Source organism: Arenibacter aquaticus, from assembly GCF_003957295.1.
GTDB lineage: Bacteria > Bacteroidota > Bacteroidia > Flavobacteriales > Flavobacteriaceae > Arenibacter > Arenibacter aquaticus.
Window position 1 is genome coordinate 403,479 of the sequence record NZ_RQPJ01000001.1, and the last position, 13,951, is coordinate 417,429.

Sequence of the window (13,951 nt, forward strand, 5' to 3'; positions counted from 1 at the left end):
GGCCTAAATTTCCCGCTATAATATTAAGTCTTTAACCTTATACAGGCTTTATCGATTAAGCATCTTTAGATTACTATAATGTTAAGAATAAACGCTATACAACCCAATCGCTTTATCGATTAAGCAATTATAGTAATAAAATTTTAATTTTTTAAACAATAGACCCTAAAATAATTAATGTATCCCTAAACATTTAGCTTTCTTATTTGTTTTTCCGTAAAAACAAACCAGGCCAGGATACAAAACGTATCCAAGCCCGGCCCAACCAATTAATATAAATAAAACTACCTTACTGTAGCAACCACATTTTAGACCACTGATCGTTTTCAGCAGGCTGCAATTTACCTATGGCCTGCAACATATTCTCTTCATTATAAGGATCATCATAATAAAACCTAACAGGTATTTCTTGTCCCTTGGTCCCTGCTATAACGTTGACCCTTAAATTTGGAAGGCCTGTTCTACGCCAATCAAACCATGATTCTGGAGTAAGCCATTGGGAAATCCATTTTTGGTGCATAATAGGCTCCAATTTATCTGTGGCATCATTAAAGATCTGTTCTGCCTGCGCCATATATAACCCTTCATCATAAGGAATAAGGATGTTATTTTCCTTATCATACACCGCAGAGGGATCCCCGTCCGTAATTCCATACTGTCCCATTGACAATAGAATGCCGCTATTATAATAATCCAATGCGCTATTGGATATCCACCCTCTCACACTTGCCTCGGCCAAAATAAATTGTACCTCGGCAGCATTCATCAGCACTGCCTTAACCAATGGGTTGGCATCCTCGGCATACATTTCAGTTAGATACGAAGCATGGGGGTTGGATGCTGCAGCGAGATAAACACTTTCATCTAGAGACGCAATTACCTCATTGGCATTGATACCATCTGCAAATTTGTGAAATTGGTTAGGATCCGTCAAGGCAACTGGCAAACCAACAAAAAGGGAGGTATTCACATCGTTCTCCTTATTCCCATCATTATTTATTGCGTCTACATCTACAGTGGTATATCGTTTTAAGACGCCATCTTCCTGTACAATTTCATCGGTGGTTCCCTCAAAAATTTGAACATCTACCGGTCGCACCCAACTCGTTAATCTTGGATCGTCCAAGGCCGTTAAATCATCCACAATAGTAGCTGATGGTTTTCTACGATAAAATTCAGAGCGGTTACTACTTCTTAAGGGGCCTCCGTACCAACTGTTGTCGCTATTGGTCCCAACAAATCCGATGGCCGCATTATCGTCATTGTCTTCTAAAATAGGATACTCTGCACTATTTCCTACTATAGCTGAAATTTCCGCGGCTGGATCAATATCCAACCCTCCCTTTTCTGATAAACGCATATAATACCTAAGGCGTAAGGAGTTGGCCAGTTTACGCCACTTTAAGGCATCTCCGTGATATATAAGGTCAGCATCTGCAACTTCTTGTATGACCCCAGCTCCTGTAAGAAGGGTATTTGCTTGTGCCAAATTGTTTAGTATTCCCTTAAAAATAGTCAGCTGATCATCATATACAGGTTTAAAGAATTCGTCCCCCCCATTTTCTGCTTGTAGGGCATTCGTATAAGGCAAATCACCAAAAAGAGACGTTAACATCCCATACCAATAAGATTTCATGATAAGGGCCACCCCCTGATAGTAGTCTTTTACCACACCTGTTTTTTCCACCTCTGCCCTATCGAAGATGTATTTACTATCCTTCAATGGCTCGTAATAGCTTGCATAACTGGAAGCCTGCCAGTTAAAATTAAATCGGTCGTAACTTGTAAAATCACGTTGCAAGTATTGGGTGGCAGCACTAATCTCTGACGCACTCATATTAAGTTCAGAAGTCATGGTTGCCGATTGGGACAAAATACCTGTAAGTACAAATTTTATATCTATCTCTGTATCCGGCAAACTATTGGGGCTTACATTTATTTCCTCCAAAGATTCAGTGCAGGATGTAGCAAAAAGTACCACCATGGGCAGTAACAGTGCAATTATATTATTCTTAATTCTAGTCATCTTTATTATTTTTTAGAAACTCATGTTTAGTCTAAGGCCTACTGGAGCGGTCCATGGGGCCACGTTCCATTCTTCAAAACCTTGGGCGCCTTGATCATAGGCTAGTTCTGGGTCTATTCCGATTCCTGCTTTGGTCCAAAGCATAATGTTTTTGGCATAAACGGAAATAGCCACATTATCGGCTGAAATAAACTTGGCCCATTTGGCAGGTAGGGCATAGGTCATGGTAACGTCCCTTAACTTTACAAAGGAAGCGTCGTACAAGAATGCATAACCAGTTCTCCAGAAACTACCACTAGACTCTACTACCCTATAGGCATCAAATAATATAGTGCCTTCATCCCCAAAGTTTTCGGTATAGGTGCCATCGCCATTGTCTATTACACCTGGAAAGAAAGCTCCGTTGTAATTCCCGTTAAATTCAAATCCACCTAATTCCTGATTTCTTCCTCCAACCCAGACATCATTGTCACGGTATATAGGGTTATTTTTAATTTCATTGGCCAATGCTGCCCTATCCCCAAAAGAATTAGCGTCCAAGATTCCAGAATAGGTACTGGAGCTGACCCCATTTTGCCAGTCCTCAATTTTTCCGGAACGAGCCATTCTCTTCATGGATTCTGAGTAGAAATCACCACCTTGTCTCCAATCGAAACTAGCAGAGAGGGTGAAGTTTTTATACCTAATGGAAGTGTTCATCCCCACAGCGAAATCGTTGTTAAAATTCCCCATCTTAACTTGGTTTTCCCGAGTTCTATCAACTTCCCATCTACCATTGGAATCCAATATGTTCCATCCCGCATACTCACCTTCCTCTACCTTTTTTATATAAGGGGAATACATGTCTCCAATGATGCCACCTACTTTTGTATGGGCACCACCATCTGTACCTCCTCCAAACCTAACAAGATCAATACCGTCTACCAATTCCACCAATTTACTTTCCTGTGTGGTGAAATTAAAGTTCATGTTCCATTCAAAATCTTCCGTTCTAACAGGAACCATATTCAATCCAAATTCTACTCCGTAATTTTCTACATTTCCAGCATTAATGGTGGTACTGGTATACCCCGTAAGGGGAGAGACATTCACATTTAAAATTTGGTTTTTGTTTTGGGTCTTGTAATAGGTTGCCTCCAGCCCCAATCTACCTTTAAAAAAGCCTAAATCAGCACCTACCTCATAAGAAGTAGCTATTTCCGGTTTTAGCTTGGTATTTGGCATACTGCTTGGAAGCGAATAGGTAAAATCATCTCCCCAAAATCCCTGGGTCAAAGTTGGGTGTATTAAATAAGGTTCCGTATCCTTTCCTACCTGAGCCCATCCAGAACGGATTTTAAGTAATGAAACCCAAGATGGCATTTCTAGCATTTCAGAAACCAGAACACTTCCCGAAGCGGAGGGGTAAAAGTAAGAACTGTTCTCCTTAGGAAGGGTACTGGACCAATCGTTACGAGCCGTTAAATCCAGGAAAAGCATATTTTTATAACTCAAAGTAGCCAATCCATAAACACTATATACCGCCTTTTTAAAAGTTCCACTACTGTATTCCAAACCTCCTCTGCTTACATTGGATAGTGTAAACAGGCCAGGGAGCACTAAATTGTCACCACCGGAATTATAGGTGTTTACCTCACTGTTCAATATATTTCCACCTACAGAAGGAGTTATTCTGAAATCCCCAATTTTTTTATCATAGGCAAACAAAACATCCACATTGGTTTCCTTAGAATTACTAAGATCTAGGTTATACGCCCCTGTTGGTTTGGTGGTGCCACCACCAAATCCTTGAAAAGACCATGGTTTTAGCGTTTCCTGTTTATTGTAATTACCACTATAGGCCACACGGGCCATAGCATTAAAATTTGAGGTAATTTCCCAGTCCAGCTTAATATTTCCAAATCCACTTAGTTTGTCAAATTTGTTTTTCCGTTCATTGGCGGAGAACCAAGGGTTGTTGTAACCTTCCGTAACCTTTCGCTGTTCAACGTTTGGTGTTTCCCAATAGTCTCCCTTTAGGTCATTGATATTTATATGTGGCGCAATATTGAACAGATCAAAATATTGATTGTCCCCACTTAGATATCGAACTGGATTATTATCTGAATTGGGGTTGGAAATATCAATGTTAGTAGAAACGGTTACATTATCCGTTAATCTATACGCCGTATTCAGTCGGACCCCAAGCTTTTGAAGTTCGGTTCCAGGGGAGTAGCCTTCCCCCTTTAAATGGGATATTGCCAATCTAAAGTTACCCTTGTCATAATTCCCACTTATACTGGCATCATTTATAGTGGTCACACCTGTTCTAAAGTATTCTTTTTGGGGGTCATCATAAAACTTTAATGGTACTGCCTCACCATTGCTATTCCATTGTATTGCAGAGCCTCCCTCTTCAGGACCGTACCAGTGCTGCCATGTGGCCTCATCAAAAATACCTCTTTGCCCGTTGGTAAATCTATCTTGAGTTTCAAAATATTTATAGGGCGTATTTAAAGTGATTGTAGAGGAGACTGACACACCAATCCCTTTTTTAAGACCCTCTCCAGATTTAGTAGTTACTAGGATTACACCGTTACCTGCTCTGGATCCGTATAGGGCAGCTGCACTTGCTCCTTTAAGTATAGATACGCTGGCAATGTTCATAGCGCTTATATTACCCAAAACAGCAGTACTCCCAACAGGTGAACCATCTACAACAACCAAAGGCTCATCATTTCCAGACAAAGAAGTCCTACCCCTTATATACACATAGGTTTCTGCATTTAAGTCGTTTCCGGCCCTTCTAATATCCAAACCAGAAACCCTACTACTTAACCCCCCCAAGGCATTTTCTTGGGGCACCAAGTTCATTTCCTCGCCATCAACTTCTCCTACAGCGTATCCCAAGGCTCTTTTTTCCCGCTTCATTCCCAAAGCCGTAACCACTACTTCGTCCATTTTTTGCGCAGAAGGGTTCATCACAACATCTAGATTAGTGTTGTTCCCCACAACAACCTCTTTGGTCTGCATCCCTATATAGGAGAAGACCAGCACGCTTTGCGGATTGGGTACAGCAATACTAAAATAGCCATCAAAATCGGTCACTACCCCTTTGGCGGTCCCCTTTATAACCACATTAGCACCCGCTAAAATCATTCCATCGCTATCCTTTACGGTACCCTGAACTTGGGTCTGTTCCAATTTTTCTACTTTTGGGGAGCTACTTTTAAGAGGTTTGTCTTTGTTTATTTTTAAGATTATATGTTTGTCCAACACTTCATAGGACACATTTGTATTCAGGAAAAGCCTATTTAATATATGTTTCACCTTTTCCTTGGAAACCTTTATGGTAACAAGTTTATTAATGTCCACATCCTTTAAATTGTACAGAAACTTAAACTCTGTATTGGATTCTATCACGTTTAGCACCTTTTCTATAGGGACCTCTTTAAGATCCAGGCTTATACGCGTGTTTTGCGCATAATTATTGGCCCTAATATTAAACAGGGCAATGAACAGCAAAAGGGTGGTTAATTTCATTTTTAAGCTCAATTCCGGAGGACACAGAAGCCTACTCCTAATTTTAAGAAGGATTTTCATATTTTTGTATAGATTATTTTGATGAGTATTTATTTGCTCATTGGTATTTAGCTGGGAGATGTTCGCGCATCTTCCAGTTTTTTTTAAAACTCGATTTTTGGTTTATTTCGTTTAATTCATATAATGATCGGATTTTAGTTTATTGTTATTTTATCATTTTCAATCATATAGGTAAACCTATAGCTTGTTCTAAAGGAAGCAAAGATTTGCTCCATTAGCTCATCCTTATCAAAACTGGCGCTAAAATATTGTTCGCCCAGTTCCTTATTATTGTTTACAATCCTGACATTGTAAGCGCGTTCCAATTTTTTAACGATATTTTTAAACTGCATACTTCTGAATACCAGTTTCCCTGTTTTCCAGCTGGTGTAAAGAGTGGTATCCACTTCATCCAAAGTTATGTTACCGTTGCTATACACCCCCCTAAAACCGGGCTTCATAATAGTGGCCGTCTCCGCACGGTAAACCTCCTTGTTGTACAGCCCAACCGAGCCTTCGACCAAAACTGCGGTAACATCATTATCCTCAGGGTAGGAAGAAAGATTAAATTCGGTCCCCAGAACACGCACCCTTAAGTCCCCTACATTGACAACAAACGGACTGGCACTGTCTTTTTCTACCTTAAAATAGGCCTCCCCTTCCAGACTTATTTCCCTTGTCTTTCCCGGCAAGAAGCTTACTGGATATTTTATGGAAGAACCAGAATTTAGGAATACGGTGCTGCCATCGGCCAATTCCAATTCAAACTGCTTCCCATTGGGGATATTAAGTTGATTATATACCAGTTCTTCTGATTCCTGTCCACTACCATAACTAAGGGTATTCCCCTTCTGAACCCCCACCTCATTTCCTTTGGCATCGGTTATCTTGCGTTTGCCCTCTTCATCAATGACCATTATGTTGCCATTTTCCAATTGAAGGGTTATCTGATTGGGATCTATAAATTGCTGTTGTTCATTATGGCTGAAGTTTTGATAGTACAGATAAGCCAGCCCAAGAACAACCAAAAAAACCGCCACAAGCTTAAACAGTATCCTATTTTTCAACCTAGGAGCTGGAGCGTCTTTTTTTCCAATTTCACGAAACAAGCGATCTTTCCCCGGCCTATCATCTATCTCATTAAGCCCTGTATTAATAGCATGGTGCAACAAAACATATTCCTTGAAAAGCTTTTCATTGGAAGGGTCTTTTACCCACTCTCCCAAGTCTTTCAATTCTTTTTCGCTTGCTGTATTGGCGAGGTATCTTTGAATACCCTTTTCTATATCGGATGGTATCATTTCGTCGATTATATAAGTTATGACGAAAGCTTTTTAGACTACCCTAGGTTTTTTAGAAAAAAAATAGATTTTTAATTTGCTTTTAAAACAAAGCAGGAAGAAGACACAAATTAAACAGCATATCTCACTTTTTCAATTAGCAGTACAGGGGACAATCTTAAGATAAATACCACAGAAAGCATTTAAAAGCAATGGCAAACGCAATTCACCGCAGAGCATAGCCCAAGCGCTATAATGCTTAGGCCTTATCTTAAAAACTTACTTTCTTTTCCTAGGCTTTCTTACCAGACTATCTGCGGGGTAATTGGCCTTTAAATAGGCCATTTGATTTTTGGCCCACGCCATTATTTTCTCTTGTTGCTCTTTGGAAAGATCAGCTTCTGGATGCAAGCCAAAATAGGTATAGGAAGGTATGGGCATTTCTTGTTCTTCTACCATTTCCACAATTTCCTCAAACTTGTGGTTTTGAACCGCCAAAGGCAGCTGGGTAAAATTTGAAAAGTTCAGATGTCGCTTGCCATCCGTTACATGGTTATTTAGCCACCAGGCCACGGGTTGTATATTGGAATACCAAGGGTATTCCGTTTTATTTGAATGACAATCATTGCAGGACACTTCCAGCAAATGGCCTACATCTTGGGGAACCTTATATTTGTTGGAAAGCGCAAATGTATTATCATTGGAATTGTTCTTCGCTGGTTTTACAAATTGAATAAGAAGCAGTACAACGCCCAGGCCTATTACTATTTTTTTTAGCATATTGAGTATGTATTTTTGTTGTTACCTAAAGTCTTCCTCATTTCCTTAATAGGTTGCCACAACTAATATAGCAAATTATAGACAGGTAATTTACAAAGAGCCACCAAGGAGACTATATGTCCCTTTGTCCAGAAATGCCACTAGTCAAGTTTTTTTAAAAAAAATGATGTACGCCTAAATCCCCTTACAGTTTATACAATGCTAAAGTTTTTCTAACCTATTGATTATCTTCTATTAACACAACAAGCCACTATTTAGTCCTATTTTTGGACCGACCTGACAAAGGAGACGTTCTTATAATATGATTTGAGTTAGCTATTCCAAACCGATGTTCTCATCGGTTTTTTTGTTTACCCCTTAACATAGCACCACTTGCAAAAAGAGCCTACCTCCCTGAAAAACAACACCTTTCCAACTAGCAAACTTTGTACTTAACCTTTTAAGAATTTACTATACCATTTCCCTGATAGTTTTACCGTCCTTTTCTGACTGGAAAAGTCAACGTACACCAGTCCAAATCTTGGGTAATACCCTTCTGCCCATTCAAAATTATCGGTAAATGTCCAGACAAAGTAACCGTCCACCCTACAACCTTCCTGCTTGGCCCTGTGAATTTGCCTTATATACGATTGCAGATAGTGCAGTCTATCGGTATCGACTATCTTCCCTTGCCGATATACATCCTCAAAAGCAGCTCCATTTTCGGTAATAATAATCTTACCTATTGCCTTATAGCTGTTGAATTTCTTTATCATATTATAAATACTGGCCGGATAAACCTCCCAATCCATCAGGGTGGTTTTTACCTTTCGTTTGGAGGCTTTTACAATTTTGGCCCTTAGGTATGGAACAAAATAGGAGTGTTTTACCTTTTCGCGGGTATAATTTTGCAAACCGATAAAATCGAAATTGAACACTGACCGCTCCAGGTCTCCGGGCAATATATATTCTTGCATACGTTTTAATACCGGCACTGAATCCATGGGGTAGCCCATACCCAGCAATGGCTCTATAAAAAGTCGGTTAAGCATGGCATCTGCCTTTTCTGCTGCCCTATGGTCCTTGGCCGTGTTGCGGTACGGACTAATCTGGGAGCAGGAAAAAGTGGTTCCAATATTGGCCCCTGCCACCCACTTACGGAGTATCCTACCACCAGCAGCCTGACAAAGTACGGCATGGTGCACGGCGGGCAAAAAATTGCCCAATCCCTTTTTACCGGGGGCATGTACTCCCAAAAAATAACCGGCCCCGGTAAAGACCATGGGCTCATTTAGCACCATCCAGTTTTTTACCCTATCCCCAAAACTATTGGCACAAACCCTTGCATATTCTTCAAACCATTCCACGATCTTCCTGTTGGCCCAGCCCCCTTTTTTCTCTAGGGCAAGGGGCAGGTCCCAGTGGTATAAGGTTACCCAGGGTTCAATACCGCACTCCAAGCAAAAATCAATGACCTTGTCATAAAACTCCACTCCCAAGGCATTCAATTCCCCGGTTCCATTGGGCAGTAATCTGGTCCATGACAGGGAAAACCTAAAGTGGCCAATATTCATCCTCTTCATTAAAAGGATATCCTCTTTGTACCTATTGTAGAAATCACATGCCTCCTCGGCGTGCTGATCCTTATAAGTGTTCCCTTTTTTGGCCGTAAACTCGTCCCAAATACTTGTTCCCTTATTGTGCAGATTATGTGCCCCTTCTATCTGAAAGGCCGCGGTAGACACCCCCCATACAAATTCCTCTCCAAAGTCGGCCGCTTGTAATTCAAATTGATCCTGTTTAGCAGGCATACTAAGGTAGCTATTTTAAAGTAAGACTTGCCTCTTCCAGAATCTGCTCTATGATCCTCTCTGTCTGATCCTGGTAGTCCACTTCTATTATCCTATCATTCTCCAGCCACTCCCTTATTTTTCCCAAGTGCTTGCTCTTTAACGACTTTATTACAGGAACCCCCATTTCCTTTAGGGCCGCTGCATTGCATTGCTGCTCATATTGCCCTTTCATAGGGATCACCATCAATTTCTTTTTAAGGTACAAGGCCTCGGCCGGGGTTTCAAAGCCCGCACCGCAGAGTACTCCCTTTGCCCTGGCCATGCTATCTACAAATGCCTCATTGGTAATGGGCCTTATACTGATATTCTTTCCTACGAATTCATTTGCGTTATGTTTGGAAAAAACCTCCCATTTTATATGGCTAAGTTCTGAAAGCACTTTTAATATTCTTCCATCGCTATAGGAGGGCAGGTATACGGTATAATGTTCTTCTGTGCCAATCTTGGCCATTCTAATATCTTGCCTAATGATAGGGGAAAAGATCCTATTGTCATATGGTTTAAAATGAAGGCCGTATGCCGTGGTAGTAGGGGCATAATTTTTTAGGATAAACTTCCCCATTCTATCACTTTTCTTAGGTTTTGGGGCTAAGGCAGAAAGTACTGCCGCTTGGTGACTGAACCCTATGCACGGTTTGTTCTGCATTTTACAGGCCCAGGCCGTTACGGGCTCAAAATCGTTCAGGACCAGATCGTAATCCTTGGTGGGGATAGACCGTATTTCCTGCTGCAATCTTGTGGCGTTGGCTTTTAGGTAGGTACGCCACAGATTAACATTGCCTTGTTTTCCAAAAATAAAACTCAACCCTTTTAATCGGTATTTAACGGGATGCGGAATCTCTATATCTGCCTGTATCCCGCTGACCAGGATATCCAATTTTACGTCTTTTTTTTGCAGTGCGGGTATAACATCCCTTGCCCTACTTAAATGCCCATTGCCAGTCCCCTGAATGGCATAAAGTATCTTCATAGTATTTATTTTAATGTAGGTAAATTTGGTGAAAAATTTATTTATCACCTACCGAGGCCAATAATTGAAACTCCTCTACCAAATTTTTAAAAAGCTGGTTTTTATCCAGGATATCTTCAGTCGTCTCATACTGGCTATCGTCCTTGTCTATGACTGCCACGTCATCCATATAGTGATACAACCTCCATGCTCCCTTATTAAACTCCAAACTAGTTAAATTCTCTATCCAATCCCCAGAATTTAGATAGGTCACCTTACCCTTATCTGTGGTAATTTCCTTTATTTCGGGTTGGTGAATATGTCCACAAACCACATAATCGTATACATTGTCTATGGCAATATCGGCAGCGATCTGTTCAAAATCGTTTATGAACTTAACGGCCGACTTAACACTGTTCTTAATTTTTTTTGACATGGAAACCGGGCCTTTCCCCATCTTTTTACTAAAATAATTAATAGCCCTGTTGAGCAAAATCAACATGTCATAACCTGTGGCCCCCAATTTTGCAATCCATTTGGAATGTTGCATGGTTAAATCAAAAACATCTCCATGAAACATCCAGGCCTTCTTCCCGTTCACTTCCAGAACCACTTTGTTCACAATACTAAAAGAGCCCAATTGAAAACCCAGGAATTTCCGTAGCATCTCATCGTGGTTCCCTACTACATAATGCACTTTAACCCCATCGGCAACCCACTTCATAATTATCTTGACCACCTTCATATGCGATTTTGGCCAATAGCGTTTGCTAAATTGCCAGATATCTATGATATCACCATTTAAGACCACTTCTTTTGGCTTAATGGATTTTAGATATTTCACTAATTCTTTTGCATGACATCCGTAGGTACCCAAGTGTACATCGGACAACACCACTAATTCTACGGGTCTTTTTTTCATAGGGCAGCGTTGGTTTGGTTTGTTGGTATTTTGATTGTATAGCTAATATGATAGACAGCCAATCCAAGCATCCATAGCCTAGCTGGCAAAGGGAGGTTTATAGCAACATTAATTCTCATGCATGGAAAATCAGAATACTTTCAAAGGTTGTAATTTCCAATGGATTAGGCTACAGGCTGGACTTTAAACTTAGGTTAGCGCAAGGTTAACATTCTGTTCATGGGAATACATGGCCTACTCCTGGCCAACAGGACATTAGGAAGCCTAGGGAGCACTAAGGGAAAGGGGCCGGGTATTATTTGTGTGGGACAAAAAATTAAGGATTACCCATATAATAGCCCTTAACATTACAGCAAAGAATACGATTGGGAACTTGGGCCTAGACCTTTACAAGGTATTTGGATAAATTTTGTCTAAGTTTATCAAAGGAAATAGGTTTGGTAAAATAATCGGTCATCCCCACCTCTTTGGCCACCTGAATGGTTTCCTTGGTCACATCGGCAGAAAAACCAATGATTACAATATCCTTATTGGTTTTTCGTATTTCAACGGTGGCTTCAAAGCCGTCCATTTCCGGCATATGGATATCCATAAATACTAGGTCATAGTCGTTATCCCTGACTGCCTCAACGGCTTTTTTTCCATCGCCTACCCAGTATGATGTAACACCAAAGGTGTCTAGGGTCTTTTTAAGCACCACTACATTCACCTTATTATCGTCAACAATCAAAACCTTGAAACCGCTAAGATCTATAGCATTGTTGGCTATTTCTTTTTCTTCCGGTTCTACTTCGGTTATAGGGAATTTAAGACTGATCTTAAATTCTGAACCTTTATTTTCTGTGCTTTCCACTTCAATATGGCCTTCCAACAGCTCTATCAACAGATAGGTAATATAGAGTCCCAATCCACTGCCTTCATGTCTTTTTGTTATCCCGCTATCTATCTGCGTAAAGCGGTCAAAAATGGATTTCAATTTGTTTTTGGGTATCCCTATTCCCGTATCCTTCACCCCAATTTCTACCTTAAGTGAGTTGCCTTGCACAGCTTCATCGTAGCTCACTTCTATACCGCCCTGCTCAGTAAATTTCAGGGCATTCCGCAATAGGTTGGTCAGGATCTGACCAAATTTGCCCATATCACCAATTACATGGGTCTTGCTTTGCGAATGAAAATCCAACCTTGCATAGAGCCCCTTATCCTCAATACTGGGCTTATAAATACTAATTATATTTTCCAATTCCTGTGAAGGGCAGAAAACGTCCTTTTTAAAACCTATACGCCCGGACTCTATTTTGTCTATTTCCAAAATATCATTGACCAGCAGCAACAATTTTTTTGAGGAAACGTCCATAAGGGACAGGTACTCCATAAGGGAGCTATCCAATTTGGACTCTTTTAAAACTTCTATAAAGCCCATGATAGCGTTTAACGGGGTTCTAATTTCGTGGCTCATATTGGAGACGAATTCCGTTTTTGCCTTGGAAGCCTTTTCGGCCTTTATACGCTCTTTTTTGAGGCTCACATTTGCGTCCCTCAGTTTAAAATTCAACTCCCTAAAACGGCTGTTTTCCTTTCTGGAAGCCTGGTAAAAATATATCAGGGAGCTTGTAAGCAGGGACAATACCAACCCGAAAGCAAAAAATATCATCATAGTCTGCTTTTTCTCGGAATACATATCAACCACACTGGGAGCCATGGAAAAGGTCCACACCTGATCATCCAGATCATCTACCGAATAGGATTGTGTATAGACCAGATTGTCCTCTATACTATTGGGGCTAGGGGTGTTATAGGAGTAGAATACCCGCCCCATATCATCGGTCAATTCTATGGCGTACATATCCATCCCGGACATCAAGTGGTCAAAGGTAGAGGTGAAATCTATTCCTGCCGTAACGGTGCCCTGAAAAGCCCCATCGTAATACACCGGCACATCCAACAAAAATGCCTCACCTTTTTGGGTCAACTTTGTCCAGGACGTTATATTGGTTGATGAATCCCTTACATGCCCCAACCATTCATCGCGTCTAGGATGCTTGGAAAGATCCAGGCCAATGGCCTCCTCATTGCCTTCCATTGGGGTAATTCTTTGGATTACCATGCTACTATCAATCCACTCAACGAATTTAAAGGATTTATTCTGTCTTAAAATAAGTTTTACTTCATCTTCCCAATGCTCAAAATAAGCTCCTTTGGTCATTTGAATCCGCCTCATTAAATTCTCCAAGGCCACTATACTGCTCTGTCCGGTGTATATAAACTCCTTGTATCTTAAGAATCCAGTATGACTTATTTCTTCCCTAAGAGCGTTCTTTTGTTCCCGTAAGGCGTTGTTCCACAATATGGAAACAACGGTCATTAAAATAACAAAAACGACAATAGGGAATATTAATTCCCTTTTAGAAAATTTAATGGACATCTTGCGGTTTAACTATAACAGTATAAGTTTAGTGGGCACTGTGACACTCTTCTATTTGCCCAAAGATATCACAATTAATAAAAAATTGCACTACAAGGCCGGCAGTAATACAGGGGTAGGCCAATTTTCTATACTTTTATACAACGTGCCGTGCAGGCTTTTATTCTTAACTCTTACAA

8 protein-coding genes are annotated in these 13,951 nt (G+C 40.6%); all 8 read right to left on the reverse strand.

Going from position 1 to position 13,951, the window contains the following annotated elements; all coding sequences use genetic code 11:
- Nucleotides 1–289 precede the first annotated feature (289 nt).
- The gene (locus tag EHW67_RS01535; RefSeq protein WP_126160578.1) at nucleotides 290–2,026 is read right to left on the reverse strand and encodes a SusD/RagB family nutrient-binding outer membrane lipoprotein; all 1,737 of its coding nucleotides are present in this window, start codon (nucleotides 2,024–2,026) and stop codon (nucleotides 290–292) included.
- A gap of 12 nt (nucleotides 2,027–2,038) precedes the next feature.
- Nucleotides 2,039–5,608, reverse strand: coding sequence for a SusC/RagA family TonB-linked outer membrane protein (locus EHW67_RS01540; RefSeq protein ID WP_126160579.1), 3,570 nt, complete (start codon nucleotides 5,606–5,608; stop codon nucleotides 2,039–2,041).
- Between the two features lie 134 nt (nucleotides 5,609–5,742).
- The gene (locus tag EHW67_RS01545) at nucleotides 5,743–6,888 is read right to left on the reverse strand and encodes a FecR domain-containing protein (protein ID WP_126160580.1); all 1,146 of its coding nucleotides are present in this window, start codon (nucleotides 6,886–6,888) and stop codon (nucleotides 5,743–5,745) included.
- A gap of 258 nt (nucleotides 6,889–7,146) precedes the next feature.
- Nucleotides 7,147–7,647 (reverse strand): heme-binding domain-containing protein, encoded by a 501-nt coding sequence (locus EHW67_RS01550; RefSeq protein ID WP_126160581.1) that lies wholly within the window; start codon nucleotides 7,645–7,647, stop codon nucleotides 7,147–7,149.
- Nucleotides 7,648–8,078: 431 nt separating this feature from the next.
- Entirely contained in the window at nucleotides 8,079–9,437 is a 1,359-nt protein-coding gene (locus EHW67_RS01555) for a GH1 family beta-glucosidase (protein ID WP_126160582.1), read from the reverse strand.
- A 10-nt stretch (nucleotides 9,438–9,447) separates the two neighbouring features.
- Entirely contained in the window at nucleotides 9,448–10,449 is a 1,002-nt protein-coding gene (locus EHW67_RS01560; protein WP_126160583.1) for a glycosyltransferase family protein, read from the reverse strand.
- 37 nt (nucleotides 10,450–10,486) lie between these two features.
- The gene (locus EHW67_RS01565; protein WP_126160584.1) at nucleotides 10,487–11,350 is read right to left on the reverse strand and encodes a UDP-2,3-diacylglucosamine diphosphatase; all 864 of its coding nucleotides are present in this window, start codon (nucleotides 11,348–11,350) and stop codon (nucleotides 10,487–10,489) included.
- A gap of 379 nt (nucleotides 11,351–11,729) precedes the next feature.
- Complete coding sequence (locus EHW67_RS01570) at nucleotides 11,730–13,772, reverse strand: response regulator (protein ID WP_126160585.1); 2,043 nt, start codon at nucleotides 13,770–13,772, stop codon at nucleotides 11,730–11,732.
- Nucleotides 13,773–13,951 lie beyond the last annotated feature (179 nt).

Coding starts and splice junctions, on each gene's coding strand:
- EHW67_RS01535 (WP_126160578.1), bottom strand. CDS start 2,026: ATGACTAGAATTAAGAATAATATAATTGCACTGTTACTGCCCATGGTG.
- EHW67_RS01570 (WP_126160585.1), bottom strand. CDS start 13,772: ATGTCCATTAAATTTTCTAAAAGGGAATTAATATTCCCTATTGTCGTT.
- EHW67_RS01555 (WP_126160582.1), bottom strand. CDS start 9,437: ATGCCTGCTAAACAGGATCAATTTGAATTACAAGCGGCCGACTTTGGA.
- EHW67_RS01560 (WP_126160583.1), bottom strand. CDS start 10,449: ATGAAGATACTTTATGCCATTCAGGGGACTGGCAATGGGCATTTAAGT.
- EHW67_RS01550 (WP_126160581.1), bottom strand. CDS start 7,647: ATGCTAAAAAAAATAGTAATAGGCCTGGGCGTTGTACTGCTTCTTATT.
- EHW67_RS01545 (WP_126160580.1), bottom strand. CDS start 6,888: ATGATACCATCCGATATAGAAAAGGGTATTCAAAGATACCTCGCCAAT.
- EHW67_RS01540 (WP_126160579.1), bottom strand. CDS start 5,608: ATGAAAATCCTTCTTAAAATTAGGAGTAGGCTTCTGTGTCCTCCGGAA.
- EHW67_RS01565 (WP_126160584.1), bottom strand. CDS start 11,350: ATGAAAAAAAGACCCGTAGAATTAGTGGTGTTGTCCGATGTACACTTG.